We start from the raw sequence: 25,680 nt of genomic DNA on the forward strand, positions 1-25,680 counted from the left end.
CTTCCGTTGCCGGGACAGCTTCTGCCGCTGGGACAGTCAGGTGCAGTCCGAGACGTATCGTCTCGCTGCGGACTCTCAGAGAGTGCCGCGAGACGTATCGTCTTGTCAAGACGGTTCGTCTCGTCTCTTTCCGCTGCTAGATTCGTGGCATGTCACCCATGACCGCGAAGAGCCCCGACGTCTCGCGCCGCAGCGAGCGCTCCCGTAAGGCGATCCTGCAGGCCAGCATGGAACTGGTCGGCGAGGTCGGTTATCCGAAGCTGACCATCGAGGCGATCGCCGCCCGGGCCGGGGTCGGCAAGCAGACGATCTACCGCTGGTGGCCCTCCAAGGCCGCCGTGCTGCTCGACGCCTGTACGGAGGTCGTCCACGACGAGGGTTACGACGCCGGTCTTCCCGACACCGGTGACATCGAGGCCGATCTGAAGACGGTGCTGCGGGCCACTGCCGACGAGTTCTCCGACGCCGCGTTCGAGGCGCCCTACCGTGCGCTGGCCGTCGCCGCAGCCGCCGACGCCGCGCTGGCGGAACAGTTCGTCACCCGTCTCAACGAGCCGGGTCTCAGGGTGTACCAGGAGCGGCTGCGCGCCGGGCAGGAAGCCGGGCAGATCGACCCGGACGTTGATCTGAACCTCGCCGTCGAACTGCTGCTCGGCCCCTTCCAGCAGCGCTGGCTCAACCGTTCGGGGCCGCTGACCCACGAGTTCACCGACCGGCTGGTCGAGCTGGTGCTGCGTGCCCTCGCTCCCCGCGGCGGCACGCACTGAGCCGGGTGCCGTCCCGGGGGCGCTGCCGTCGGCCTACGGCCGGACGCCCGTGAACGCCAGGCTGCCCGGCCGGTCGGTGACGATGCCGTCGCAGCCCAGCTTCAGCATCCGGTCGCGGGTCGCGTGGGTGTTGACGGTGTGTGACCACACATAGGTGATGCCCGAACGTACGGCCTTGCGGATGTGTTGCTTGGCCGTCCGGTGGTCGACGCTGAGCATCGTCACGTACTTCTTCCACCGCTTCGGCTGATCGTGGGCCAGTTGGTGTGCCGACCGCCACACGCCGGTCAGCAGGCCCCGCTTGTGGGCTCTGGCCGCCACCTTCGGATCGTTGGACTCCACCAGGACGGAGCGGGCCAGGTGCCGGTTCCGGATGAGCCGGGCCAGCCGGGACAGCCCCGCCGGGTCCTTCAGCTCCAGCATCAGCAGGGTGTGGCCGCCGAAGCGGTCGAGGATCTCCCGGGCGGCCGGGGGCCGCTCGCGCCGCCACTGCCCCGGCAGGCTGCGCTTGGGGGTGAGCCGCACCTTCTGCCACGCCTTCCAGTCCAGCGCCCCGACCTGGCCGTGCTTGTTCGTGGTGCGGTCGAGCGTCGCGTCGTGCATCGCCACCAGCATGCCGTCGCGCAGTCGGCGGATGTCGGCGTCCAGGACGCGGGCGTATCCGCGCCGCTGGGTCGCGATCAACCCCTGCATGCTGTTCTCCGGGACCTCCATGGAGCCGCCCCGGTGTGCGGTGAAGGTGGTGCCGGAAAGCCGGGCGCCTCGGGGCACGCCCTCGCGGGATGCCTCCCCCGGCCTTCGGTCGGGAGATGCCCCCGGTGCGGCGAACGCCGGACCGGCGCGGCCGACCGCACCCGCCGATGTCGCCGGAGTGGCCGGGGCCGTGGCGAGGGTCAGGGCGATCATCGGGGCAATCGGTACAAAAACCGCCTTTGTGACCATAGCCCCAAGCTAGGTGCGAGTGGGGCGATGCGCCGGGCGGGGCGTCCGGCCGGGTGGCCCTCAGGAGTGACGCATCCGACCCCGCGTACCGGACCGCCCAGGGGGGAGCGCAGGATAGAGGAGAGACATCCGTGATCCGTGGATTCCCCCTCAGCGCGCCGCAGGGCTGCGTACCCTCGGAGTTCATGGTTCTCGGACGCGGAGTGAGGCGGTAGATGGAACGCGAGAGCAGGATCGCCCAATGGCTGCGCCGTAGGGCCGAGCGCGCCGCCGAGCGCGCTCAGGGCACTGGGGCCGCACGGCCCGGTGCAGGGTCCGAGGTGCGGTCGGCCTCGGCCCGTGGCTCCGGGGGACGGCGCTGGGGCGGACGGGGCGGCCAGCCGGCCGCCGAGGCCGCGGAAGCGGCCCGGGACCGCGAAACCCTCCTGCTCACGGCCGCCGAGGCCGGGTTCCCGCTGGCCCCCGCCGCTCATCCGTCCGGGTACGGCTGCTCCTGCGTACGAATCGGCTGCCCCACCCCCGGCAGGCACCCCGTCTCCTTCGCCTGGCAGACCCAGGCCACCACCGAGCGCGCCCAGATCGAGCGCTGGCTGCGGGCCGAGCCGGACGCCAACTTCATCACCGCCACCGGTCGCGCCCACGATGTGCTGGACGTGCCCGCCGAGGCGGGGTATGCGGCGCTGGCCAGGCTGGAGGAGCAGGAGGCTGCCGCCGAGCCCGGCGACGAGTCGGCACTGGGACCTGTCGCGCTGCTGGGCGGGGACCGGATGCTCTTCTTCACCAAGACCCGGGGCACGCCCGAGGACGAGGACGAGTGGTGGCCCTGCGAGTTGGACAGCCATCCGGAGACGATGGAGGAGCACCCCGGCCTGCGCTGGCACTGCCGGGGCAGCTATGTGCTGCTGCCCCCTTCGCGGCTGTCCGACTCCGCCGAGGGAGTCCGCTGGCTGCACCCCCCGCGCCCGGGAAGCCTCCTGCCCGAACCCCTCGCCCTGCTGGAAACCCTCACCGATGCCTGCGCGGAGTACGCCGTGACGGTGGAGGGTCTGGACGAACCGGCGCCCTGGCCGGTGCGCTGACCGCAGCGCCCGGTCGGCTGAACGCTCCCCCCGCCGTCGGCTGCCCTGCCTGTGCCGCCTGCCGTTCCACCTCCTCGGCCTCCTCTGCCCGGCCCGTCCGGCGAAGCAGGGCGGCGAGAGCGCGGGCCGCCTCGGAATGTCCCGCGCCGGCTGCTGCGCGGTAGAGCTCTTCGGCCTTCTTCGTCCGTCCGGCCTGGTGGAGCAGGTCGCCGAGGCGGTAGCTGGCCCCGAGGTGTCCGGCGTCGGCGGCGGTGCGGAAGAAGAGCCTCGCCTGTTTGGTGTGTCCCGCGTCGTGGAGCAGATCGCCGAGGTTGTAGGCGGCGACGGGGTGCCCCGCCTCGGCTGCGGCGCGCAGGACCGTCATGGCCTCCTCGGAGCGTCCCGTATCGGCGAGCAGGCTGCCGAGGTTGTTGGCGGCGCCGAGATGCCCGGCGTCGGCAGCGGAACGCCAGGCGGCTTCGGCCTCGTCGAGCCGTCCGGCTTCGTGCAGCAGCTGGCCGAGGTCGAAGGCGGCGCCGGGGTGTCCGGCCGCGGCCGCGGTGCGGTAGCAGGTCTCCGCTTCCCCGGTGCGTCCGGTCTGCAGCAGCAGGGTGCCGAGGTTCTTGACGGCTGCGAGGTGTTCGCCGTCGGCCGCTGTGCGGAGGAAGGGTTCGGCTTCGTCGAGGCGGCCGGTCCGGTGGAGCAGCGCGCCGAGGTTGTTGGCGGCGTCCAGGCTCCCGGCGTCCGCCGCCGTGCGAAGGAGCGGTTCGGCTTCCCCGTGGCGCCCTGTCTGGGACAGCAGGTTGCCCAGATTGGTGAGGGCGACGGTGTCCCCGGCGTCGGCCGCGGCGCGCCAGACCCGCTCCGCCTCGGCGAGCCGCCCGCGCCGGACGAGGAGGAGCCCCAGGCTGTTGGCGGCGTCGGGGTACCCGGCGTCGGCCGCGGCGCGCAAGAAGGGCTCGGCCTCGGCGAGTTGCCCCGCGTTCCACAGCACGGTACCGAGGTTGTTGGCGGCATCCAGGTCTCCGGCGTCGGCCGCGGTACGCCACACGGTCACGGCCTCGTCGTCGCGCCCCGTCTCGTGGAGGAAGGCGCCGAGGTTGGATGCGGCGGTGACAGCGCCGACGTCGGCGGCGGTGCGCAGGAACGGCTCGGCTTCTTCGGGTCGCCCCTCGTCCCACAGCAGGATTCCGAGGGCGCCTGCGGCAGCCGGGTGTCCGGCGTCGGCGGCGGTGCGCAGAACGGTCTCGGCTTCGGCGGTGCGGTCAGTCCTGCGGAGCAGGATGCCGAGGTTGGCGGCGGCCCCGAGGCTTCCGGCGTCAGCTGCGGTGCGGTAGAGCTGTTCGGCCTCCGCTGTCCGCTCGGTCATGTGGAACACGTTGCCGAGGTTGTTGGCGGCGTCGGTGTCACCGGAGTCGGCGGCGGTGCGCAGGAACGGCTCGGCTTCTTCGGGTCGCCCCTCGTCCCACAGCAGGATTCCGAGGGCGCCTGCGGCATCCGGATATCCGGCGTCGGCCGCAGTACGCAGGGCGGTTTCGGCCTCGCCGGGGCGGCCGGCAGCGCGGAGCAGGCAGCCGAGTTTGTAGGCGGCTCTGCTGTTCCCGGCGTCGGCGAGGGGGCGGAGGATGGCTTCGGCTTCCTCGATGCGGCCGGTGATGTCCAGCAGGACGGCGAGGTTGAGGGCGTCCTCCGGGTACCCGGCGTCGATCGTGGTGCGCCAGATGGCCTCGGCTTCATCGAAACGTCCGGTCCGGCAGAGCAGACTGGCCAGGCTGTTCATCGCATCGTGGTCCCCGGCCTCGGCCGCGGGACGGAGAATCCGCTCGGCTTCCTCCGGGCGCCCGGTGTCGGTGAGCAGGATGCCGAGGTTGTTGGCCGCATGGCCGGTTCCGGCCTCGACCGCGGGCCTCAGGGCTGCCTCGGCCGCCTCCATGGCACCGTTCAGGTAGGCGTGGGACCCGATGGTGACGCGCTCGTTGCCATCGACGGCGTGCTCCAGCGCGGTGTTCCAGACGACCTCGGAGAGCGGGCCGGTGGTGTGGTCGGTGAGATAGTCGAAGACCTCCCACGCCTCCTCCGTGCAGTCGTCGTCGCCGACTGCGGGGATCAGCAGGCTCGTGGTGCCGTAGCGGAGCTTCCCCGCCCACTCCAGAGCCTGTTCCAGCGGCTCGGGCCGCAGCCGCGGTCCGCCCCGTTCCTTCAGGTGGTGGCGGTGCAACTCGGCGAGCACAGCGGTGCGGTACGGCGGACGCAGCCCGGTCCTGGCGAGGTCGACGGCCGCCGCGACGAGAGCCGCGCCGCGCGGGTGCCCGCCCGCGTGCCAGGCACGCCGCCACTCCGCCAGCAGCGCCGGCCCGGCGGCGAGGTACTCGGCGATGCCGTGGGGCCCGTGGTGGGCGGCCGCGTCGGTGATCCGCGCATCGTGGCTCTCCCGCGCCCTCTCCAGCTCCTGTTCGCTCCAGACGCGGTCCATCTCCACGGGCTGTACCAGGTTCAGCACGCGCGCCCCCAGGTCCACGGCCAGTTGCTCGGCCCGGTCCCCGTCCGCGTCCCGCCCGTGGGCGCGGGTGTAGGTCGCGTACTGGCTGGTGCGCATGGTGGCCAGAATCGGCAACCGCAGCCGTGTCAGCTCCGCCAGCAGCGCTGGATCGAGTCCGCCGGGACCGAGGTACTTCTCGACATCGTCGAGCCACACCACACATGCCACGCCGGTGCGCTCGATCACCTCCACCGCCGCCGGGAGGTCGGTGCCGACGGGCGGGGCGAAGACGCGGTGTCCGGGGAGTTCGGCCTGAACAGCCGCATGGGCGGCACGGGTCTTGCCCGCAGTGGAATCCCCCAGCACCAGCACCATTCCGCCGTCGCGCCCGGCTGCGGCCAGTCGCCGTCGCAGCTCGGCGTCGATGTCGCGGGGGACATACGACGGCACGGCGTTGTCGGCGGCGTCGGGGCGCGCGCGGTGCACGCCCGCAGCCAGCGCTTCCCACGCCTCGGCGAGCGGCCACCGTGCGGGATCGCGCAGGTGAGGGGGCACCTTCCTGCCGGCCGTGAGCACCGTGTTGCCGTCACCGGTGATGACGGTTTCGGCGTCGCCTCCGATGACGACCGCACGCTCGCCGCTCCCGGGCGCACCGGAGGCGCTCGCCTCCGGGTGGCCGGACGAAGGGCCCGGCGCCTGGGGGGAGTCGGCGGGCGGGGTGTTCTTCCCCGGCCACGGCAGGCGGGGACTCATTCGACGGTGTTTCCGTCCCCGGTGACGGCCTCACCGATGTCGCCCCCCGCGCTGACGCCACGTTCGCCGGCTGCGTGCGGGGCGCTCCGCGGCCCGGACGTGGGCGCGGCGCCCGTCTGGCCGCTCCCGCTGTTTCCGGGCGGTACGACGGGCGGTACGGGTGGGCTCGGTGCGGGGCCCGGGAGGCGGTTGTCGTTTCCGGTGACGGCCCGGCCGATGCTGCCGGCAGCGGTGACCGAGTGCGGAGCGGTCCGGGCTCCGGCCCCGGCCCTCGTTCCGGACGGAGGTGTGGCGGGGGAGCGGTAGAGGGCGTGGAGGGACAGAACGAACGCGGCCAGGCTGGCCACGCATCCGACGATGCCCGCTGCCTGACCTGCGGTGTTGAGGTCCCTGACCACGACCAGCACCACCAGGCCCACCGATACCAGGGCGCAGATGACGGCAACTGCTCCCACCACGACCCGCGATCTCCTCGTCACGCCTCCATGGTGCCGCAATCCCGTACGGGCGTACGGGGAAACGGGTATCCGGAGGCGGCTCAGCTGCCGCGTGCCGCCGTGAGGCCCTCGATGCGGCTCAGGAAGGTGACCTTGCCCTGCTTGCGCTTGCCCGGAACGGTGACGGCCTGTTCGGAGACGCGCTCGAAGGTCACCGACTGCTTCGGGCTGCCCGACATCAGCGCCTTGACGAGCGGGTCCTTGATCTGGGGCTTGTAGCCGCGCGGCAGCGTCTGCTTGTGGTGGTGGTGCGAGGTGAAGAACACCAGCGCCCCGCCGCCCTTGGTGCGCAGCCCGAACGGTGCGAACTGCGGCGGCTGCGCCGCTTGGTCCGCGAACTCGTTGCGCACGCTGGTGCGCTTCAGCGCCATCTCGCGCTTCTCGCGCAGCTCACTCGTATGCGGCCCCGGGGCGAAGTCGGTGCCCGAGCCCTCCTGGAGATAGCGGGTGTAGCGCTCGCTCAGCCGGTCCGGCGCCACGGTAAGCCCCGAGGCGCCGCCCACCGGCACGGCCTTCACATGGCCCTGCTCGTCGCGGGTGAACCGGGGCATCTCGTCGGGGCCGACAACCGCCAGGTACGACGCCTTCCACGGCCCGTCGGCCCGGTCCCGCTGGAAGACGAACAGCCAGCGGCCCTGCCCCTTGCGGTTGCTGCGGGAGTCGGTGACGAAGAACTTCGGCCAGCCCGCCTGTTCGGGGATCAGATAGCGGGTGTCGGTCAGCTTCAGCGGCTTGTAGTCGGGGTTGCCCTTGGGGTCGACCTCTTTGCGGGACTTGAGCCCCGCCTGGTCGATGGCGCCGAGCGCGCCCGACTCGATGGTGGCGTTGAGCCGGGCGTCGTAGGCGGTGTTGGCCCGGTTGTTCTTCTCGACGAAGGTGGTGAGGACCTTCGCCGCCTCGGCCTTGCTCAACGCGGGGACCGTGGCGCTCTCGCCGTGCACGGTCACACAGCCCGTGAGCGAGGCGAGCAGCGCCCCGGTCGTCACGGCCGCTGCCAACGGTATGCGCGGGGGCTTGCCAGCCCTCAACCCCTTCACCTGTTCCCACCCTCCCGGTGCTGTCGGCGAACGCACCCTATCCTGCATGGTCCAGGGCGTGCGCCCCGCCAGGGGCGCGGGGAACTGCGCGACAAGCCACAACGCGCCCGCAGCCTGCGGTGGTCGGCAGGGGCACCCCCTACCCAGCCGCCGGACGGCAGTGCGATCAATGGGGGCTCGAGGGGGGACCATGGCTCGGAGTACGGAATCGGCAACGGGGACCAAATCGTTCAGCACGGCGCTGCGCCAGTTACGGGCGGCGCAGAAGACCGCAAAAGGCGTGTCGCTCTACTCGCGGTACGTCAACCGGCCACTCGGCCGTCTCTTCGCCGCCGCGGCGCACCGGGCCGGGCTCAGCCCGAACCAGGTGACGCTGGCGAGCGCGGTGTGCAGCTTCGCGGGGGTGGCGGCCCTTGCGCTGGTACGGCCGTCGTGGACGCTGGGGCTGTGCGTCTACGCCGCGCTCGTGGTCGGCTTCGCGCTGGACTCCGCCGACGGGCAGCTGGCGCGGCTACGGGGCGGTGGCAGCCCGGCGGGGGAGTGGCTGGACCACGTCGTGGACTGCGCCAAGATCACCGGGCTGCACTCGGCCGTGCTGATCTCCTTCCACCGCTTCGCAGAGCTGCCCGGCGAGGGCTGGCTGCTGCTGCCGCTGGCCTTCCAGCTCGTGGCGGTGCTGATCTTCTTCGGCGGTCTGCTCACCGACAAGCTCCGGCCCCGGCAGCCCGGCGGGGGCGCTCCCCCAGCTACCGCTGGGGGTACCCCCAGCCGGCCCCCTTCGCCGCTGCGGGCCCTCGCGCTGCTGCCCGTCGACTACGGCGTCTTCTGCGCCGTCTTCCTGCTGCTCGGCGCCCCCGGGCTGTTCCGGGCCGGGTACGCCGTCCTGTTCGGCTGCTACGCGCTGTTCCTCGTGGCGTTCGCCGTCAAATGGTTCCGGGAACTGTCCGCCCCACCTCCGGGGTGACGGACTCCGGCGGGCCCGCGGGCGCGGCGAGCGCGTCCAGTGCACGCCGCAGCTGAGTGCTGGACGTATGCATGGTGTACGGGAAGTAGACGACCGCTACGCCGACGGTGCGGAAATCCGCCTCCAGCTTCTCGCCCTTGGGCGTACCGCGCCAGTCGTCCCCCTTGAACAGCACGTCGAACCTGACCTGCTGCCACGTCTCCAGCTTGTCGGGCACCGTCTCCACGAACGCGGCGTCCACGAAGCGGATGCTGCGGACGATCTGCAGCCGTTCGACGAGCGGTATCACGGGCGGGCGGCCCTTGGCGCGCTCGGCCATCTCGTCCGAGACGACGCCCGCGACCAGGTAGTCGCACCGGGAGCGGGCGTGCCGCAGCAGGTTCAGATGGCCGACGTGGAACAGGTCGTAGGCACCGGGCGCGTAGCCGACGGTGTGGGTCATGCGAAATCCCCCCAGGGCGAGTGCCGTTGGATGTATGGCGGCCCTCCCCGGCCGCCGTACATCGCTGCATGCAACCACAACCCGCAAGAAACTGGGACAGGTTGGCGAAAGCGTGCACGACAGGCGCTACGCTGCACACGGGGAATCCTGTGGGGGGATCTATGGTGAACAGTGACGCTGTGCCCGGAAACGACACCGTGTACGGAAGCGGCACCGCGCCCGGGCAACGGCGCACGAGGGTGCCCGGACGCCGCGTGATGCTCGTATCGACCAACTACGCACCCGAGCAGGCCGGCATAGGCCCCTATGCCGCGCAGCTCGCCGAACACTGGGCAGCACAGCCCGGGTGGGATGTCCACGTCCTGGCCGGTATGCCGCACTACCCCGCCTGGCGTACGGACCCTGACTACCGGGGCATCTGGCGGGCGACCGAAGAGCGGGCCGGAGTGCGGGTGCACCGGCGCAGACACACCGTGCCGCCCCGGCAGACCGCCGGGCGCCGGGCGCTGTACGAGGCGTCCATCCTCGCCCACGGGCTGCTGGTTCCGCCCCGCCTGGGCGGGCGGCCCGACGCGGTCGTCGCCCAACTGCCCAGCCTCGCGGGCGGGGTGCTCGGCGCGCGGCTGGCCCGTGCTGCCGGGGTGCCGTTCGTGCCCGTCGTGCAGGACCTGATGGGCGCGGCGGCGGCGCAGAGCGGCATCCGGGGCGGCGACCGGGCAGCCGCGCTCGCCGGCTCGGTCGAGCGCCGGGTGCTGGCGGCGGCCACGCTCGTCGGCGTCATCCACGAGAGCTTCACCGACCGCGTCGCCGCCATGGGCGTGGCCGCCTCCCGTATCCGTACCGTCCCCAACTGGACGCATATCGCCGCGCCTTCCCGGCCCCGGGAGGAGACCCGGGCCCGGCTCGGCTGGCGGCGGGACGAGACGATCGTGCTCCACTCCGGCAACATGGGCCTCAAACAGGGCCTGGAAGTGCTGATCGGGACCGCCCGGCTGCTCCAGGAGGAACCGCTGCCGGGGAAACGGTTACGCATCGTCCTGATGGGCGACGGCAACCAGCGGCAGCACCTCGCTCAGCTGGCGGCACCGCTGCCCGGCGTCGAACTGCTGCCGCCCGCCGCCGAGGCCGACTTCCCCGACGTGCTGGCCGCCGCCGACATACTGGCCGTCACCCAGCGCGCCTCCGTGCTCGACATGAGCGTCCCCTCCAAGCTCACCTCCTACTTCGCCGCGGGCCGCCCCGTCGTCGCCTCCGTCGCCGCGGACGGCGGCACCGCAGGGGAAGTGCGCCGCTCCGGCGCCGGAGTGCTGGTACCGCCGGAGGAGCCCGCGGCGCTCGCCGCCGCCCTCCGCACCCTCGCCGCCGAGCCCGCCGGCGCCGCCTCGCTCGGTGCCGCGGGCCGCGCCTATGCCACCGGGCACCTCGGCCGTACGGCAGCACTGGCCCGGCTGACGGCGCTGCTGGAGGAAGCCCTCACGCTGCCCCCCGTCCCCGGGCGCCACCGGACCGGGCCCCGAGCACGGCCCCGGCGCGGCATCCGGACCGGCGCGGCCCCGGGTGCGGCACGGCAGCAGGGCGGCGCGGCGTGAGCGAGCGCGGGGCACCAGCCGCCGGGGCCGGGCGTGCCCCGGGCGGTGGTGCCCCCGCCGACGACGAACCCGATCTGCTCCGCGACCAGTTCCGCCAACTGCTGCGCTACCGCTGGCTGATAGCGCTCGGCATCGTGCTGGGCGTCCTCGGCGGCGGCTGGCTCGGCGTACGCGGTGCCGACTCCTACACCGCCACCACCGAGATCACCGTCCGCCCGCTGCCCATCGACAGCAGCAGCGAGAAGACGGCCCCCGGCGAGACCAGCATGGGCTCGGAGCGGCGCACCGCGCTCAGCAGCGTCGTCGCCGAACGTGCCGCGCGCACACTGCACACCGACACCGGCGCCCAGCGGCTCGCGGCCGACCTCCAGGTCACCAACCCGCCCGAGACCCGTATGCTGCGCTTCGCCTACACCGCGCCCAGTCCCAGGACCGCAGCGCGCAGGGCCAACGCCTTCGCCACGGCCTATCTCGACAACCGCGAGAAGGACGCCACCAGCCGCGTCACAAGCATGGTCGAGTCCTACGAGAAGCAGCGCGCCCCGCTCCTCAAGGAGCGCGACCGGCTCGCCGAGGAGATCGCCTCCTCCGGCAGGGAAGGCGCCCTCGACGGCACGCTCTCGGCGCACTCCTCCGTCGTCAACCGCATCGCCGAGATCAACGGCAGCATCAGCGACCTGCGTGCCGAGGACACCACCCCGGGCCGCGTCGTCACCAAGGCCACCCCGCCCGGCGCTCCCGCCGGGCCAGGGCTGCCGCTGATGCTCGGCCTCGGCGCGGCCGTCGGCGTCGGTCTCGGTCTGCTCGCCGCCTGGGTACGGCTCGTCTTCGACCCCGCCGTCCGCACCCCCGGAGATGTCGTACGCGCCCTGCACGCGCCCGTGCTGGGCACGCTGCCGCGCGGGCGGCGCGGCAGCGGGAAGCGTGCCGGACGACGCTCGCTGCTCGCCGGCGGCCGGCTCGCGGAGGAGTACCGCTCGGTCGCCTTCCGGCTCGCCTACGACGAGACGTTCGCGCGGCGCCGCCGCGTCCTCGTCGTACCGCCGCGCGGCAGCATCGGCACGGCGCTTGCCGCCTCCGTCAACCTGTCGGCGTCCTTCGCCGAGATGGGCAAGGAAGTGCTGCTGCTGGAGGCCGATCTGCGCACCCCCTCCCTCACCGAGCGGCTCCGGCAGGCCGACGGAGTCCAGCCAGGGTGGGCCCGCGCACCCGGTCACGGCACCATCGGCTGGCCCACCGGGAACCGCGTCCCCATCGACGCGGGCGAGTCCGGCGTCTTCGACCTGGTGCCCGGCCACCGGGTCAGCAAGGTGCCGCGTGCGCTCACCTCGTCGGCCGTCACCCAGCTGATCGGGCACGCCGACGAGCACAACTCGGTGCTCCTCGTGCTCGCGCCCGCCGTGCTGTCGTACGCCGACGCGATAGCGCTGATCGACCGGGTCGACTGCGTGCTGATCGTCTGCGACCCCCGGGAAGTACGGCGGGACGACCTGGCCCGCGTACGGGAGTTGGTCGTCGGCGCCGGAGGGTGTGTGCTCGGTGCGCTTCTCCATGCGGAGGGCGCCGGCAGTGAGCCCACCGCTGCGCGGGCGGCCCCGCCGGAGCGCGGAGGCTCCGCGGCCCCGCCGGAGCGGGAGTTCGTGCGGGAGGGCGTCGGCCTGCGGGTGCTGGACCGGTGAGCGTACCTGGCATGGGGGACGCGCCCCGTAAGGGGCGCGGGGAACTGCTCCCCCAGCCTCCGGCCGGGAGGTGCCCCCACCAGCCACGACGTGGCCGCAGCCGATGAGCGGGGGGCAGGGGCACCCCGTGCCGGAACACGGGAGGGAGTCCATGCCACGGCGGCCAAGACCCCGCACGGCCCTCCTATGTTCCGTCGCCGATCAAGGCGTGGCCGCGGGGACGAACATCGCCGTCCTCATCGTCGCCGCACGGCGATCGGACGTGCACGCGTTCGCCACGTTCTCCCTCGTCTACACGGTCTTCACCGTCCTCCTCGGCCTCACCGTGGCCTACGTGGGCCAGGCCCTCGTGCTGGAGCAGGGGGGAGCGGAAAGCGTGGCACGGGCATGCCGTTCCGCGGTGGCATTCACCGCGGTGGCGGCAACCGCGCTCGGCGCGCCCGCAGCCCTCGCGCTGTGGGTGACCGGCGGCGGAACGGCAACGGCGCTGGCGGCCCTCGCGCTGGTGCTGCCGCTCGCGCTGACGCAGGAGACCACCCGTTACGCCTTCTCCACCCTGCACCGCCCCCACCACGCCCTGATCGCCGATGTGTCACGGCTGGCGGCCGTGCTGCCCGCGCTGGCCACCCAGCCGCCCGGTGCCGGTGCACCCAGGCTCCTGCTGGCCTGGGGCCTGTCCGCGCTGCCCGCGCTCGCGGTGGCGCTGTGGCTGCTGCGCCGGCACACCCGGGGTGCGGGCCAGGATCCGGCCTGCTATCTGCGCCGGGACCATCTGGGCCGCCGGTTCGCCGTCGAGTTCGGCGTCGGCAACGCGGGAAGCCAACTGGCCATCATCGGGCTGGGACTGATCGCCAACCCGCTGGCGGTGGGCGCGCTGCGCGGGGCCACCACCCTCTACGGTCCGATGAACGTGCTGTTCAACGCGGCCACCGGGTTCGGGCCCCCGCTTCTCAACCGGGCCGGGGACACCCGCCGTGCCGCGCGCGCGGCGGGCGCCGCCGGGGGAGTGCTGGCCGGGGTGGCCGCGGCGTGGACCACCGTTCTGCTGCTGCTTCCTGACGGTTACGGGCGGGCGCTGCTCGGCGACACCTGGGCGTCGGCAGCGCGCTTGCTGCCCGCCACCGGCAGCCAGTACGCGGCGATGGCGCTGGGCACCTGCGGGCTGCTGACCCTGCGGGTGCTGCGCCCGCGGACGACGCTGCCGATCCAGCTCGTCTTCTCCCTCGCGTCCGTCGGCTGCCTGCTGGGCGGTTACGCGCTGGGCGGGGTGCTCGGCGCGGCGTGGGGCCTGTGCGTGGGCTCCGCCGCGAAGGGCGCGGCCAGCTGGCTGCGGGTGACCCGGCTATTGGGTGCCCCGCATGGAGGGCTGCGCTTGCCCTCCCTGCGCCCCTGGCGCAGACTGCCCAAGCACAGCGCAGCAGGGGAGGGACGAGCCCCGTAAGGGGCGCGGGGAACTGCGCGCCCAGCCACAACCCACCCGCAATCAGCGGACGGTGGATAGGGGCACCCCCTACCTAACGCCCGGGCGGCCCTCCCGAAACGTCGTGACAAAGCCGACGCACAGCACCGCGATCGCCACCCGCCCCATGCCCTGGAGCAAAGAACCCCGCAGCAGGATGAAGCTGTAACCGGCGACGAGCGGCACCGTCACAGCGGCGACGCTGCCCGGGCCCGCGGGGGACTCCTGTGCCGTACGCCGCGCATGGCGCGCATAGCGCCGGTCCGCGCGGGCGGCGCCGTAGCCGACGGCGGCGAAGCCCAGCGCCATGCCCAGTGGCCCGAAGTCCAGCCACAACTCCGCCCACAGCGGGGAGGAGAGGTTCGGATACGGCATGCCCATCCACTCGCCCACCCGGGTGCCCGGGTCGTGCGGCTTACCGGTCCACACCGACCGTGGCACGAAGAACAGGGTGGTGCCCGCCAGTTGACGCCCGTAGCTGTGGCCCTCGCCGGAGCCGACGAACGTGACCGTGTTGGCGAGCATGCCCGTCTGGTCGTAGTCCTTCATCGTCAGCGGTTCCAGGATCGAACCCGTCGACTGCTGGGGCCGGTCGGTGCCTTCCTCGTAGCGGAACCGGTCCGCGAACGGGAACACCACCAGCGCCACGGCCACCCCCGTCGCCAGCGCGGCCCGGTACATCACCGGGCTGCGCGGGAACGCGGTGAACAGCAGTGAGAACAGCACCGTCAAGAACCAGTACCGGGGGTTGGAGACCGGGTTGTTGACGACGACGTTGAGCGCGAGCATCGCCAGCCACAGCACCGGAACCAGCGGCCTGCGCCGCGCCGCCCGGGAGACCACCAGCCAGCGGGTGAGGAACAGCAGCGCCAGCAGCGCGGGCACGGTGCCGAACCCGCGCAGGAACGCGGAGCCCGCCTGCGAGGCCGCCTCCGCGCCTGCCGCACCCGCCGCGCCCTCGATCGACTCGCTGATCTCCTGCCGGTTGCTGAAGAAGACCCCCGGGCCGCCCAGCTCGGCCGTCAGCAGCCCGCTGCCCGCCAGCGCCAGGACGCACAGCACATACAGCCGCCACGGGTGCACGGTCGCCGCGGGCCGGTGACGGTCGTGCATCCGGCTGCGCAGCGGCGGCCGGTGGCGGGCCAGCAGCGCCCCCACGTCGAACGCGACAATGCCCACCAGGACCAGCGCCGAGGCCAGCACCGTGTCGGACCGGGGGCCGACGACCGGGGTCGGCGTGCTGTCCAGCACCGTCTGCGCCAGGGGTGCGATGCCCATCGCGATGTAGCAGAACAGCCAGAACGCGCCCTGGGTGAGGCGGCGGTGCGCGGTCAGCACCATGGCCGCCAGGCGGGTGCCGGAGTATGCGCAGGTCGCCAACTGGAGCCAGTACGCGGCGTCGTGCGGGCCCGGCCCCGGCTGCGTTGCCACCGTCGCGGGCAGCACCGCCACCAGCGCGGCGACCAGCGGAATTGCCAGCGCGCGGGACAGCACTGCGCGGGGCGCCGAGCCGTGGAACGCCGCCGCCGCGGTCCGTTCGGTGGCCGCGCTCATGCCTTTGCCCCGGGAGGTCTGCGCCAGAAACGGGAAGAGCAGGGGCAGACAGCCATATATCGGCTAATGTCTCTGCAAGTAGCCAACGAGGGGGGACCATTGAAGGCGCTGCACATCGTCACGCTGCACACGCCCACCCACGACTTCGGCGGGCCCACCAGGGTCGCGCTCAACCTGTGCCGGGGATTACGGGCGAAGGGCGACCAGGCCGTCGTGGTGGCCCTGGGCGACGGCTTCCCCGAAGGGAAGGCGCTTCCGCGCACGGTGGACGGTGTTCCGGCCCGCCTCTTCCAGGCCCGCCATGTGCTGCCGCGCTTCGAGGTCAGCGGCATCACCTCTGCCGCCCTCCTCGCCGCGGCCCCCCGGATGCTGCGCTCCGCGGACGTCGTGCACGTCCATCTCATGCGGGATCTGGTCACCCTCCCCGTCGCGCTGCTGGCCGCCCGGATGGGCCGCCCCCTCGTACTGCAGACGCACGGCATGATCGACCCGACCGAGAAGCGGGTGGCGCGCGCCGTGGATGTGCTGGGCCTGCGCTGGGTGCTGAAGCAGGCCGATGCCGTACTCCATCTCACCCCGCGCGAGCGGGAGTTGACGGCAGCGGTGGTTGCGCCGGAGCCGATGGGCCCGGCGTACCGGCTGGTCAACGGCGTCGCCCCGCAGCCGATGCGCGCGACGACCAGGGAGCCCGGCCGCCCGCCCACGGTGCTGTACTGCGCCCGGGTGCAGGAGGGCAAGCGCCCGCAGGACTTCGTCGGAGCGATACCGACAGTGCTGGACAAGCACCCCGACGCGCGGTTCGTCATGGCCGGGCCCGACACCGGTGCGCTGGCCGGCGACATGCTGGCGCTGGCCCGGTCGCTGGGAGCCGGGCACGCGCTGGAGTACGTCGGGGCGCTCGACCACGCCGGCGTCGTCGAGCGGCTGCGTACCAGCGACGTGTATGTGCTGCCGTCCATCAAGGACGCCTTCTCCGTCTCCGTGCTGGAGGCACTGTCGGTGGGGCTGCCCGTCGTCGTCACCCGGACCAGCGGACTGGCGCCGGACGTGGCGGCGGCCGGTGCCGGACGGCTGGTGGACAGCGCGCCGGCCGACCCGGAGAACGCGGCCCGGGTCGGCCGGGCGGTGCTGGAGTTGCTGGACCCGGCGGCCAACGCCGCCGCCTCGCAGGCGGCTTGGCGGCTGGCGCAGGACAGCTTCACGCTCGATGCGGTGGTGGACACCTTGCGGGACATATACGCGAAGGTGCTGCGGGACCGGGTCAGTGCGGACCCCTCCCGAGGCCCCGCTGCCCGGACGCCGACTCGCGTGCCTTGAGCCCGATCTGCCAGCGGTAGAAGCTCATCGCCAGCGCGTAGTCGAGCCCGGCGCGGCCATCCAGGAAGCCCCGTTTCCAGCCGTAGGCGTAGGCGAAGGAGACCAGCGGCTTGAGCGGGGCCCGGTGGAAGACGCGGCCCTGCCGGGTCTTGGCCTGCCGGATCTGTTCCCGTACGGCCGGGTGCTGCTCCAGCCAGGCCTCCCAGTCCGAGTAGCGGTTGTGCCGCTCGAACCAGGTGCGTACCGGGTCCAGGTCCTGGTGCTCGATGGGGGAGTGCAGGCGGACCACGGGGTCGGCCAGTGGCTGGTAGTGGCCCTCCTGCTCGCCCATCCCGGGCGCGGCCAGATCGTCCGGTTCGGGGAAGCGGCAGCGGGTGCGGTCCAGCAGCACACGCTTGACGATGGTGTACCCGTGCCGGAGCCTGCGCCCCGCGAACCAGTAGCCGAGCGGGATGTCGAAGGCGGCGGGGCGCACCGTGTGGCCGGGCGGCGGGCGGAAGATGTGCCGTATCTCGGCCAGCAGCTCCGGACTGGGTGTCTCGTCGCCGTCGAGGAAGAAGACCCAGTCGATTTCCGGGTGGACGTTCTCCAGACACCACTGCTTCTTCTTCGGATACCCGCCGTCCCAGGTGTAGGGCAGCACTTCGGCGCCCTCGGCCTTGGCGAGCGCGCGGGTGTCGTCCGTGCTGTCCGAGTCGACCACGACGACGTGCGCGAAGTGGTCGATCACGGACCGTACGGTCGTCTCGATGTTCTCGGCCTCGTTCTTGGTCGGTATCGCGACGACGACGGGCAGCTTCTCCACGAGGTTCTCTCCTGGGTTCGGGGTGTCACGTCTTTCGGATGTCACTTCGTGTTTCGGTTGTCACTTCTTGCCCGCCGCTTCGAGCAGCGGCTTGAGCTTCGGGCACAGGTGCTTGACCGCGGGCCCGGCGTTGTCGATCTCACCGGCCTTCAGCGCACTGATCGCGTCCTTGCGGCTCGCCTCGGCCGTCGTCCGCAGCCGCGCGCAGGCGGTCCGGCCCGCCTCCAGCACGGTGGCGGGCTCCAGGCCCTCGGGCACCCGGCCGACCAGGTACTTCTTCTCCTTCTTGGTGAACGAACCGGTGGCGGGGGTGAGTTGGGCGCGGGGCACCTTCGGTGTGGCCTTGCCGTCCGGGTCCGTGGGCTGACGCTCCTGGCCGTCCTGCGGCGGCGGTGGCTCCGTGCCCGGCGACGCGGGGGCGCTCGCGCCCGGCCGCCCGCCGGGGTGGCTCTCCTCCGCCCCGTTCTGCTTGTCCCCGCCCGTGCTGCAACCGGCCGTCAGCGCCAGGGTGGCCGCCACGAGGGCGGCCACCGCGGCTGCGGCCTTACGGACGCTCACGGCTTCCGGTAGGTCAGCGTGAGCTTGGGGCCGGTGCCCCCGGACTCGCGCGCCAGCAGCCACATGCTGTCGCTGCCGGTGCTGGTGAGCGCCAGATCGAGACTGTCACCGGCCGCGTCGCCGACGGCGCTCTTGCTGAGCGGGATGTCGTAGGCCGCATTCGACTCCGCCGCGCCGTTCAGGGAGCCCAGCGCCGTCGTGCCCAGGGAGGGCCGCCCGGCGTAGGTCACCCCGGACTCCGACCAGGAGCCGGTGACCGGGCGGACGCTGACCGTGTCGCCGGTCGGGGCGAAGCTGTCGCCGCTGGTGGTGACCGTCAGCTTGGCATCCTGGAGCACCATGCCGCTGGGCGGCGACGGCACGCTGAAGCGCACATAAGTCTCGTACGGGGACGAGCCGCGCACGGCCAGCTGCTGGTGGGTGCCGTAGTTCGAGGTGACCGAGGACCCGTTCACATAGGCGTCGCCGGTCGCCTCCCGCTCCACCGTCGTCTCCGTCGGCGTACCCGGCGTCCGTACCGTCGCCCCTTCCGAGCGGGCGCTGGTGTTGGCGTCGTCCGCGTCACCGGCGGTGATCCGGTAGGTGTAGTCCGTGCCGGGCTTGACGGTGGTGTCGGTGAAGCTGACCGTGGGCCGGTCCCAGAAGGTGGAGTTGGCCCGGACGGTTCCCACCGGCTCGGACGCGCCGTTGCGGTAGATGCGGTAGGTGAGTGTGCGGTCGTCCAGGTCGGTGCTGGCTGGCCAGGTCACCCGTACGCCCGAGGTGACGTTTGCCGCGTTCACCCCTTCGGGGACGGTCGGGTCCCTGGTGTCGGGTCCGTTGGCGAAGCGCACCAGGCCCTGCTGCGGCTTGTTGCCGTTGCTGGCGATCCGGGAGAACGAGCCGCCCACCCACATGTAGTCCCTGCCGCCGCTGGAGGAGGCCACCATGACGCGCGGCCCCACCTGCTCCACGTTCGCCGGCCCGTCGTCCGTGTCGGGGAACCACGACAGCAGCGGTGTCGGGTCGTCCACCGACTCGGCCAGCAGATGCTGGCGCTCGTACAGCTCGCCGAACTGGCCCATGCTGGAGCAGTTGTGCGCGTGCGAGCTGCTGTAGAGCACACCCTTGTAGACGGTGACGTCCTGGGTGGCGCCCAGGCAGGTGTCCCGCCAGCGCTGGGAGAAGTCGTCCAGGTCCAGCGCGATCCGCCCGTCGAACACCCCGCCGCCGGTGCCCTCGTTCGCGGTGTAGATCCCGGTCTCGTCCACATACAGGCTCTTGACCACGGAGTTGCGGGGCACGAAGGTGCGGCCGTAGGCACGCTTGAGTGCGCCGGAGGCCGCGTCGACGACGGCCAGCGCGTGCGAGTCCGTACCGCGCACCCGGGCGAAGTCGCCGCCGAGTACCACGCTCTTCCCGTCCGGGGTGACCTCCACGGCGCGTCCCGTCAGGTCCGCGTCCGCCCTCCAGGACCGCAGCTCTCCGCCGGTGCTCAGCGCCGCGAACCGGCTGCGGCTCTGGCCCTCCACCGAGGTGAAGTCACCGCCCAGGTAGACGGTGTCATCGGTGGCGGCCAGCGCGTGCACGGTCGAGGACACCGATACGTTGAAGTCCGGCTTCACCTTGCACGTCGCGATGTCGATGGCGGCGAGGCGACTGACGTATGTGCCGTTCACCGCGGCGAAGTTGCCGCCCGCGTAGAGGGTTTTGCCGTCCGGGGAGACTGCCAGCGCCCGCACGGTGGCCGTGCCGCTGCCCACCGTGAAGTTGAGCCGGCAGTCGGTGGGCGCGCCCGTCGCCGCGTCGAACGCCGCGAAGTTGACGGCCTGCCGCTCGCCGGTGCCGGGATCCGCGCCGGGCGGGCGGATGGCGGAGAACGTGCCGCCCGCGAAGACGACTCCGTCGGACTGAGCCATCGCCCATACGACGCCGTTCGTCTGCCATGTCGGTAAGTCGTCCGCCGTCATCGCCACCGGCGCGGTGAGGGCGTGCGCCTGCTGGGCGCCGCGCTCGGTGAGGGCGGGGCCGACCAGTGCGGTTGCGGCCAGCGCGATGGCCGCTGCCGCGGCTGCCGCTTTGCGGCTTTTGCTGCGTTTCATTTGCTGTCCCCCATTGGGTTGTGCCGCGTCTGTTCTGTTCCGGTGAGGGGTTGCCCCTGCACGGCGCTTGCGGCCTGCGGGTGCGTCGTGGCTGGTCGCGCAGTTCCCCGCGCCCTTCGGGGCGCTGCTGCGCTTGGGAGGTCTGCGCCTGGGGGTACCCCCTGCTCGAAGAGCTTGGGGGAGCAGGGCTGGTGGGGGCACCTCCCGGCCGGAGTCCCCCAGCTACCGCTGGGAGGTGCCCCCAGGGGGAGCAGCCCCCCATGCCGGGTACGCAAATTGGGGCCGTCACCCGCGATCAACGCGGACCGCTCTTCCCGAGAGCTCGGCGTCCAGCGCGGAGATATCGGCCTCGACCATGATCCGGGCCAACTCGCCCCACATCACGCGCGGTTTCCAGCCCAGCCGGGCCTCCGCCTTCGCCGCGTCGCCGATCAGTGCGTCGACCTCGGTGGGCCGCTCGTACGCGGGGTCGAAGCGGACGTGCTCCTGCCAGTCCAGCCCGCCGGCCCGGAAGGCTTCGTGCAGGAACTCCCGTACCGTCGCCGCGACTCCGGTGGCGACGACGTAGTCGTCGGGCTCGTCGGCCTGCAGCATCAGCCACATCGCCTCGACGTACTCGGGCGCGTATCCCCAGTCGCGTACCGCGTCCAGATTGCCCAGGTACAGATGCTGCTGCAGTCCGGCTCTGATACGGGCGACGGCGCGGGTGATCTTGCGGGTCACGAAGGTCTCACCGCGCCGCGGGGACTCGTGGTTGAACAGGATGCCGTTCACCGCGAACAGGTCGTACGCCTCGCGGTAGTTGACCGTCGCCCAGTAGCTGAAGACCTTCGCGCAGCCGTAGGGGCTGCGCGGGTGGAAGGGGGTCGCCTCGTGCTGCGGCGGCGGGGCGGCGCCGAACATCTCGGAGGACGACGCCTGGTAGATACGGGTGTCGATGCCGCTGGCCCGGATTGCCTCCAGTAATCGCATGGTGCCCATCCCTGTCACGTCGCCGGTGTAGAGGGGGGAGTCGAAGGAGACCCGGACATGGGACTGGGCGCCGAGGTTGTAGACCTCGTCGGGCCGCAGGTCACGCAGCAGGTTGACGAGGGCGACGCCGTCCGCGAGGTCGGCGTGGTGCAGCACGAGGGAGCGGCCCTCGTCGTGCGGGTCCTCATACAGGTGGTCTATGCGGCCGGTGTTGAAGGACGAGGAACGGCGTACCAGGCCGTGCACCGTGTAGCCCTTCCCGAGCAGGAGTTCGGTCAGATACGACCCGTCCTGGCCGGTGATGCCGGTGATCAGTGCGCTCTTGGCCATGTGCCGCCGTCCTGGTGGTGGTCGAGGGTGGAGTGGTCCGCCGCAGCCGAGTGGTGCGGCGGTCTGTTCGTTACGTTCTTTTTGTCGGCTATCTCCCCGAACGGGGGTGGCTGCTGGCAGAATCCGGCAGCATGACGCCGAAGCCGCATACGCAGGAGCCCCGCACCGAGCCCGTTATGGTCGCCCCGGACCGCGACCTGCTGCCGTCCGAAGCCCGGATCTTCGTCGCGGGCCACCGCGGGCTGGTGGGCTCGGCCGTGGTCCGCCGGCTGGCCGCGGAGGGGTATCAGGTGCTGACCCGCGACCGCACGGCGCTCGACCTGCGCGACGCGGACCGCACCGAGCGCTGGCTGCGCGAGGTGCGGCCGGACGCGGTGGTGCTGGCGGCGGCCAAGGTCGGCGGCATCATGGCGAACAAGACGCAGCCCGTGCCGTTCCTGGAGGACAATCTGCGCATCCAGCTCAGCGTCATAGCGGGCGCGCACGCGGCGGGCGTGCCCCGGCTGCTGTTTCTGGGCTCGTCCTGCATCTACCCCAAGCACGCGCCGCAGCCGATCACCGAAGAAGCTCTGCTCACCGGCGCTTTGGAGCCGACGAACGAGCCGTACGCGCTGGCGAAGATCGCGGGCATCACCCAGATCCGCGCCCACCGCGAGCAGTACGGCGCCTCCTACATCTCGGCCATGCCCACCAATCTCTACGGCCCCGGCGACAACTTCGATCTGGAGACCTCGCACGTCCTCCCGGCCCTCGTCCGCCGCTTCCACGAGGCGAAGCGGAACGGTGCGGAGGAGGTGGTGCTGTGGGGGAGCGGTACCCCGCGCCGTGAGTTCCTGCACGTCGACGATCTGGCGCGCGCCTGTCTGCTGCTGCTGCGCGCGTACGATGCGGCTTCGCCGGTCAACGTGGGCTGCGGCGAGGATCTGACGATTGCCGAGCTCGCCGGGACGGTGGCCGACGTGGTCGGCTATGAGGGCCGCATCGGGTGGGACACCAGTCGTCCGGACGGTACCCCGCGCAAACTCCTGGACGTCTCCCGGCTGTTCAAGCTGGGCTTCCGCCCGGAGATTTCCCTCCGGGAGGGCATCCGCTCGACGTACGAGTGGTGGCTCCGCACCGCATCTGCGGCGTAGGCCGTCTCCGGCGGCTGGGGAGGGGGTGCCCCTGCCCGTCGTCCGCAGGCCGCGGGTGTGTTCTGGCTGGTGGGGGCACCTCCCGGCCGGAGGCTGGGGGAGCAGTTCCCCGCGCCCCTGACGGGGCGCGTGTCCCTCGGCGGCGCAAGCGCAGCCCCCATGCGGGGTTAGCATCAGTAAGCCCCCCGTCCATCGACCACGGCCCGCACCGTGCGGGCCAGCAGATCCAGATCGGTCGTCAACGACCAGTTGTCGGCGTACCGCAGGTCCAACGCCAGGCTCTCGTCCCAGGACAGATCGGAGCGCCCGCTGACCTGCCACGGTCCGGTCAGCCCTGGCTTGACCAGCAGTCGGCGCAGCGCCGTGGAACCGTACGCGGCCACCTCCTCCGGCAGCGGGGGCCGCGGGCCCACCAATGACATCTCGCCGCGCACAACGTTCAGCAGCTGCGGCAGTTCGTCGAGGGAGGTGCGGCGCAGCACCCGGCCCACCCGGGTGATCCGGGGGTCGGCCCGCATCTTGAACAGCGGGCCGTCCACCTCGTTCGCGGCGATGAGCTGGGGCCGCAGCCGGTCGGCGTCGACGGCCATGGAGCGGAACTTCCACATGGTGAAGGGCACTCCGCGGTGGCCTATCCGGGTCTGCCGGTAGAACGCGGGCCCGGCCGAGTCGAGCCGTACCACCAGCGCGAGGAGCGCGAACAGCGGGGCGAGCAGCACCAGTCCCAGCGCGGCGCCCGTCCGGTCCAGTGCTGCCTTGAGGGCGAGCTGCGGGCCGCGCCGTACCGGCGGGTCCACATGCAGCAGATGCAGCCCGGCGGCGGTGGACGGCCGTACCCGGCGCAGCGCCACATCGGCCAGCCCCGAGGCGATCACCAACGGCAGCCCCGCGTCCTGCACCGCCCAGGTCAGCGTGCGCAGCCGCTCGCCGCTCAGCAGCGAGCCGGGAGCCACCAGCACGGTGTCGGCCTGGTTCTGCCGTGCCGCGGTGAGTACGGCAGCACCGTCCGCGCCGCCGCCCTCCGGCCTCTGCGGGTCGGCTTCCAGCTGCCCGGCCTCCGGGACGCCGCTGCGGTTGGCCGTGGGGCCGACCGGTACGGCGCCGATGACGACGTACGGATGGTCGGTCCGGCTCGCCAGCTGCTCCACCACCCGGTCCACGGCGCTGCCCTCGCCGACCACCAGCGCCCGCTGCACGGCGTGCGCTTCACGGCGCTGGCCCGTCAGGTGACGGTGTGTCAGTGACCGGCAGGCCGTGGTGAGCAGCGGCGCCGGCGCGAGCGCGAGCAGCGCGACGGCGGGTGGTGAGTGCTCGCCCGTCAGTACGCGGACGACGGCGAGCAGTCCGAGGAGCGTCAGCCAGTCGTGCAGGGTGGTCACCATCCCCCGCGTCTCACCGAGCCGGCACCGGCCGTACCGCCGGTGCGCCGTCAGCACCCCTAACCAGGTGAGCGTGGCCGTCGCGGTGGCCGCGGCGATGTGCGACTGCCCGGCCTGGTGGAAGAAGAACGCCACCGGAAGCGCGATGCCGACGGTGTCGACGGCGAGCGCCACAGGCCGGTACCAGCCGGACTTGTCCCTGGTGTCGCGGGCACCGGACCGCTCCGGCCCCTTACCCCTGCTGCCCCTCCTGCCGCTGCCGCCTCTCCCCATCCCCGGCTCGGCCGGTCTCCCCACCTCGGACACGAACGCAGAGTCGCGCCGCATGAACCCCCCCAGGTACACGGAACCCCCACGGCGCACCTGACCCCGCCCCTTTTAGTGGAGATGCGCCGACTGCCCAGACCTTAAGCCATATGAGCACTCTGCGTGCCCAGGTGTTCACTTCCCCATAAGAAGTGCGGAGAGTGCGGTGGGGGTTGTCAGGCAGTACGCGTATATTCCGGGTGATTCACTGGGCAGAATCCCCGCCGGAAAACGCTGCCTGCTCCGGCCCTGGTCCCGGCCTCGGCAGAGCCCCCGGCACCCGGCTTGACCTTGACGCCTGCGGCAGGGTTCGAGGATGCGGGCATGACCGAGAACACCCGCAGCCCGCAGCCCCGTACCGTCGTCGTCACCGGTGCCGGAACCGGCATCGGCCGGGCCACGGCGCGTGCCTTCGCCGCGCAGGGAGCCCATGTCCTGGCCGTCGGCCGCCGCACCGCACCGCTTGAGGAGACCGCCGCGGAGCCCGGCCCCGGCGCCATCACCCCGTTCGTCGCCGACCTCACCGACGAGGACGTGCCCGAGCGCATCGTGGTTGCCGCGCTGGAGGCGACCGGACGGCTCGACGTGCTGGTCAACAACGCCGGCATCGTCTGCGCGGAGCGCCTGGGCGACTACACCCGCGAGAGCATCGACACCCAGCTCGCCACCAATCTCACCGCGCCCGTCCTGCTGACGCAGGCCGCGCTCCCCGCGCTCAAGGCGGCCCCCGCGGGCGGCGTGGTCGTCAACGTCGGTACGTCCGTCGGCCAGCGCGCCTGGCCCGGCAACTCCCTCTACGCCGCCACCAAGACCGCGCTCGAACTCCTCACCCGCAGCTGGGCCGTTGACCTGGCACCGCACGGGATCCGGGTCGCCGCCGTGGCGCCGGGCGCTGTCGACACCCCCATCGGCGAGCACAGCGGCCTTCCCGCCGAGCGGCGCCAGGCGATCCGTGAGTGGCAGATCGCCCACACCCCGCTGGGCCGCATCGGCCGGCCCGAGGAAGTGGCCTGGGCCATCGTCGGACTGGCCGCGCCCGAGGCGTCGTTCATCACCGGCGCCGTGCTGCCGGTGGACGGGGGAGCGGTGCTGGCATGACAGCTCCTGTGGGGATGGCCATACCTGCCGCGCCGCCCGCCGTGATAACACTCCCTCCGGGAGGTGGTGGCAGCATGCGGATCGGAGAGCTGGCACGGCGGACGGGTACGACGGCGCGGGCGCTGCGGCATTACGAGCAAGCGGGACTGCTCACCTCCCGGCGGGCACCGAACGGCTACCGCGTCTACGACGCCGCTGCCGAGGTCCGCGTCCGCAACATCCGCTACCTCCTGGATGCCGGGCTGACCCTGGAGGATGTAGGCTTCTTCGCCGCCTGTCTGGACGGCGACATGGCCACCGTCCCGCCCTCCCGGGAGGGCCTGCGCATCGCTCAGGAGCGGCTCGCCGTCCTGGAGGCCCGGATCGCCGCCCAGACCGAGGCCCGCGACCGTCTGCGGGACGCGCTGCGGAAGGCGACGGTACGGACGGTGGCCTGAGCCTGAATCGCCACCTCTTCCGGCCGGTTGCGCGCGACGCGGCG

At 72.4% G+C, this 25,680-nt stretch carries 21 protein-coding genes; 10 read left to right on the top strand and 11 right to left on the bottom strand.

Annotation, left to right across the window (positions count from 1 at the left end; translation table 11 throughout):
• Positions 1-149 precede the first annotated feature (149 nt).
• The gene (locus ACTWQF_RS13285) at positions 150-767 is read left to right on the top strand and encodes a TetR/AcrR family transcriptional regulator (RefSeq protein WP_443279549.1); all 618 of its coding nucleotides are present in this window, start codon (positions 150-152) and stop codon (positions 765-767) included.
• A 33-nt stretch (positions 768-800) separates the two neighbouring features.
• On the opposite strand, the gene ACTWQF_RS13290 is transcribed toward ACTWQF_RS13285, so the two are convergent.
• A complete protein-coding gene (locus ACTWQF_RS13290; RefSeq protein WP_443279550.1) occupies positions 801-1,673 on the bottom strand; it encodes a glycerophosphodiester phosphodiesterase in 873 nt (290 codons plus the stop codon).
• Between the two features lie 251 nt (positions 1,674-1,924).
• Here ACTWQF_RS13290 and ACTWQF_RS13295 point away from each other — a divergent pair, with 251 nt between their 5' ends.
• Positions 1,925-2,788 carry a bifunctional DNA primase/polymerase gene (locus ACTWQF_RS13295; protein WP_443279551.1) on the top strand — a complete coding sequence of 288 codons (864 nt, stop codon included), beginning with the start codon at positions 1,925-1,927 and terminating at the stop codon, positions 2,786-2,788.
• Here ACTWQF_RS13295 and ACTWQF_RS13300 read toward each other — a convergent pair.
• From ACTWQF_RS13300 to ACTWQF_RS13310, 3 genes are read right to left on the bottom strand one after another with little or no spacing between them, the layout of a single operon-like run.
• Positions 2,715-5,999, bottom strand: a complete 3,285-nt coding sequence (locus ACTWQF_RS13300; protein ID WP_443279552.1) for a tetratricopeptide repeat protein — start codon at positions 5,997-5,999, stop codon at positions 2,715-2,717. The two genes, ACTWQF_RS13295 and ACTWQF_RS13300, sit on opposite strands and share 74 nt — an antisense overlap.
• On the bottom strand, positions 5,996-6,478 hold the full coding sequence (locus tag ACTWQF_RS13305; RefSeq protein ID WP_443279553.1) for a hypothetical protein: 483 nt from the start codon (positions 6,476-6,478) through the stop codon (positions 5,996-5,998). Before ACTWQF_RS13305 ends, ACTWQF_RS13300 begins: the two co-directional genes overlap by 4 nt.
• Positions 6,479-6,537: 59 nt before the next feature.
• Positions 6,538-7,482 (bottom strand): hypothetical protein, encoded by a 945-nt coding sequence (locus ACTWQF_RS13310; RefSeq protein ID WP_443279554.1) that lies wholly within the window; start codon positions 7,480-7,482, stop codon positions 6,538-6,540.
• Between the two features lie 241 nt (positions 7,483-7,723).
• Between ACTWQF_RS13310 and ACTWQF_RS13315 the strand changes: the two genes are divergently transcribed.
• Positions 7,724-8,497, top strand: a complete 774-nt coding sequence (locus ACTWQF_RS13315; RefSeq protein ID WP_443279555.1) for a CDP-alcohol phosphatidyltransferase family protein — start codon at positions 7,724-7,726, stop codon at positions 8,495-8,497.
• Here the strand turns inward: ACTWQF_RS13315 and ACTWQF_RS13320 are convergent.
• Entirely contained in the window at positions 8,457-8,939 is a 483-nt protein-coding gene (locus tag ACTWQF_RS13320) for an adenylyltransferase/cytidyltransferase family protein (RefSeq protein WP_443279556.1), read from the bottom strand. The two genes, ACTWQF_RS13315 and ACTWQF_RS13320, sit on opposite strands and share 41 nt — an antisense overlap.
• A 257-nt stretch (positions 8,940-9,196) precedes the next feature.
• Between ACTWQF_RS13320 and ACTWQF_RS13325 the strand changes: the two genes are divergently transcribed.
• The 3 genes from ACTWQF_RS13325 to ACTWQF_RS13335 all read left to right on the top strand — a co-directional run bounded on the left by ACTWQF_RS13325 (position 9,197) and on the right by ACTWQF_RS13335 (position 13,648).
• On the top strand, positions 9,197-10,528 hold the full coding sequence (locus tag ACTWQF_RS13325; protein WP_443279834.1) for a glycosyltransferase family 4 protein: 1,332 nt from the start codon (positions 9,197-9,199) through the stop codon (positions 10,526-10,528).
• Positions 10,525-12,207: a lipopolysaccharide biosynthesis protein gene (locus ACTWQF_RS13330; protein WP_443279557.1), complete on the top strand. Its 1,683-nt coding sequence runs from the start codon at positions 10,525-10,527 to the stop codon at positions 12,205-12,207. Before ACTWQF_RS13325 ends, ACTWQF_RS13330 begins: the two co-directional genes overlap by 4 nt.
• Positions 12,208-12,358: 151 nt before the next feature.
• Positions 12,359-13,648, top strand: coding sequence for a hypothetical protein (locus tag ACTWQF_RS13335; RefSeq protein ID WP_443279558.1), 1,290 nt, complete (start codon positions 12,359-12,361; stop codon positions 13,646-13,648).
• Positions 13,649-13,717: 69 nt separating this feature from the next.
• Here ACTWQF_RS13335 and ACTWQF_RS13340 read toward each other — a convergent pair whose 3' ends face one another.
• On the bottom strand, positions 13,718-15,220 hold the full coding sequence (locus ACTWQF_RS13340) for a hypothetical protein (RefSeq protein WP_443279559.1): 1,503 nt from the start codon (positions 15,218-15,220) through the stop codon (positions 13,718-13,720).
• Between the two features lie 99 nt (positions 15,221-15,319).
• Here ACTWQF_RS13340 and ACTWQF_RS13345 point away from each other — a divergent pair, with 99 nt between their 5' ends.
• Positions 15,320-16,537, top strand: coding sequence for a glycosyltransferase (locus tag ACTWQF_RS13345; RefSeq protein ID WP_443279560.1), 1,218 nt, complete (start codon positions 15,320-15,322; stop codon positions 16,535-16,537).
• Here ACTWQF_RS13345 and ACTWQF_RS13350 read toward each other — a convergent pair.
• The 4 genes from ACTWQF_RS13350 to gmd all read right to left on the bottom strand — a co-directional run bounded on the left by ACTWQF_RS13350 (position 16,482) and on the right by gmd (position 21,283).
• Entirely contained in the window at positions 16,482-17,342 is an 861-nt protein-coding gene (locus ACTWQF_RS13350) for a glycosyltransferase family 2 protein (RefSeq protein ID WP_443279561.1), read from the bottom strand. The two genes, ACTWQF_RS13345 and ACTWQF_RS13350, sit on opposite strands and share 56 nt — an antisense overlap.
• A gap of 60 nt (positions 17,343-17,402) precedes the next feature.
• The gene (locus ACTWQF_RS13355; RefSeq protein ID WP_443279562.1) at positions 17,403-17,900 is read right to left on the bottom strand and encodes a hypothetical protein; all 498 of its coding nucleotides are present in this window, start codon (positions 17,898-17,900) and stop codon (positions 17,403-17,405) included.
• Positions 17,897-19,981, bottom strand: coding sequence for a CBM96 family carbohydrate-binding protein (locus ACTWQF_RS13360; RefSeq protein ID WP_443279563.1), 2,085 nt, complete (start codon positions 19,979-19,981; stop codon positions 17,897-17,899). Before ACTWQF_RS13360 ends, ACTWQF_RS13355 begins: the two co-directional genes overlap by 4 nt.
• Before the next feature lie 285 nt (positions 19,982-20,266).
• Positions 20,267-21,283, bottom strand: coding sequence for a GDP-mannose 4,6-dehydratase (gmd, locus tag ACTWQF_RS13365; protein WP_443279564.1), 1,017 nt, complete (start codon positions 21,281-21,283; stop codon positions 20,267-20,269).
• Positions 21,284-21,459: 176 nt separating this feature from the next.
• On the opposite strand from gmd, the gene ACTWQF_RS13370 reads away from it, so the two are divergent.
• The gene (locus ACTWQF_RS13370) at positions 21,460-22,416 is read left to right on the top strand and encodes a GDP-L-fucose synthase family protein (protein ID WP_443279835.1); all 957 of its coding nucleotides are present in this window, start codon (positions 21,460-21,462) and stop codon (positions 22,414-22,416) included.
• 173 nt (positions 22,417-22,589) lie between these two features.
• Here ACTWQF_RS13370 and ACTWQF_RS13375 read toward each other — a convergent pair whose 3' ends face one another.
• The gene (locus ACTWQF_RS13375) at positions 22,590-24,122 is read right to left on the bottom strand and encodes a sugar transferase (RefSeq protein ID WP_443279565.1); all 1,533 of its coding nucleotides are present in this window, start codon (positions 24,120-24,122) and stop codon (positions 22,590-22,592) included.
• A 303-nt stretch (positions 24,123-24,425) separates the two neighbouring features.
• On the opposite strand from ACTWQF_RS13375, the gene ACTWQF_RS13380 reads away from it, so the two are divergent.
• Together ACTWQF_RS13380 and ACTWQF_RS13385 are read left to right on the top strand one after the other, a co-directional pair.
• Positions 24,426-25,199 (top strand): SDR family NAD(P)-dependent oxidoreductase, encoded by a 774-nt coding sequence (locus tag ACTWQF_RS13380; protein WP_443279566.1) that lies wholly within the window; start codon positions 24,426-24,428, stop codon positions 25,197-25,199.
• Positions 25,200-25,273: 74 nt separating this feature from the next.
• Complete coding sequence (locus tag ACTWQF_RS13385) at positions 25,274-25,636, top strand: MerR family transcriptional regulator (RefSeq protein WP_443279567.1); 363 nt, start codon at positions 25,274-25,276, stop codon at positions 25,634-25,636.
• Positions 25,637-25,680 lie beyond the last annotated feature (44 nt).

This window comes from Streptomyces sp. 8N114 (assembly GCF_052245835.1).
Classification (GTDB): domain Bacteria; phylum Actinomycetota; class Actinomycetes; order Streptomycetales; family Streptomycetaceae; genus Streptomyces.

Coding starts and splice junctions, on each gene's coding strand:
- gmd (WP_443279564.1), bottom strand. CDS start 21,283: ATGGCCAAGAGCGCACTGATCACCGGCATCACCGGCCAGGACGGGTCG.
- ACTWQF_RS13385 (WP_443279567.1), top strand. CDS start 25,274: ATGCGGATCGGAGAGCTGGCACGGCGGACGGGTACGACGGCGCGGGCG.
- ACTWQF_RS13315 (WP_443279555.1), top strand. CDS start 7,724: ATGGCTCGGAGTACGGAATCGGCAACGGGGACCAAATCGTTCAGCACG.
- ACTWQF_RS13290 (WP_443279550.1), bottom strand. CDS start 1,673: ATGATCGCCCTGACCCTCGCCACGGCCCCGGCCACTCCGGCGACATCG.
- ACTWQF_RS13335 (WP_443279558.1), top strand. CDS start 12,359: ATGCCACGGCGGCCAAGACCCCGCACGGCCCTCCTATGTTCCGTCGCC.
- ACTWQF_RS13300 (WP_443279552.1), bottom strand. CDS start 5,999: ATGAGTCCCCGCCTGCCGTGGCCGGGGAAGAACACCCCGCCCGCCGAC.
- ACTWQF_RS13380 (WP_443279566.1), top strand. CDS start 24,426: ATGACCGAGAACACCCGCAGCCCGCAGCCCCGTACCGTCGTCGTCACC.
- ACTWQF_RS13295 (WP_443279551.1), top strand. CDS start 1,925: ATGGAACGCGAGAGCAGGATCGCCCAATGGCTGCGCCGTAGGGCCGAG.
- ACTWQF_RS13320 (WP_443279556.1), bottom strand. CDS start 8,939: ATGACCCACACCGTCGGCTACGCGCCCGGTGCCTACGACCTGTTCCAC.
- ACTWQF_RS13325 (WP_443279834.1), top strand. CDS start 9,197: ATGCTCGTATCGACCAACTACGCACCCGAGCAGGCCGGCATAGGCCCC.
- ACTWQF_RS13375 (WP_443279565.1), bottom strand. CDS start 24,122: ATGCGGCGCGACTCTGCGTTCGTGTCCGAGGTGGGGAGACCGGCCGAG.
- ACTWQF_RS13285 (WP_443279549.1), top strand. CDS start 150: ATGTCACCCATGACCGCGAAGAGCCCCGACGTCTCGCGCCGCAGCGAG.
- ACTWQF_RS13370 (WP_443279835.1), top strand. CDS start 21,460: ATGGTCGCCCCGGACCGCGACCTGCTGCCGTCCGAAGCCCGGATCTTC.
- ACTWQF_RS13340 (WP_443279559.1), bottom strand. CDS start 15,220: ATGAGCGCGGCCACCGAACGGACCGCGGCGGCGGCGTTCCACGGCTCG.
- ACTWQF_RS13360 (WP_443279563.1), bottom strand. CDS start 19,981: ATGAAACGCAGCAAAAGCCGCAAAGCGGCAGCCGCGGCAGCGGCCATC.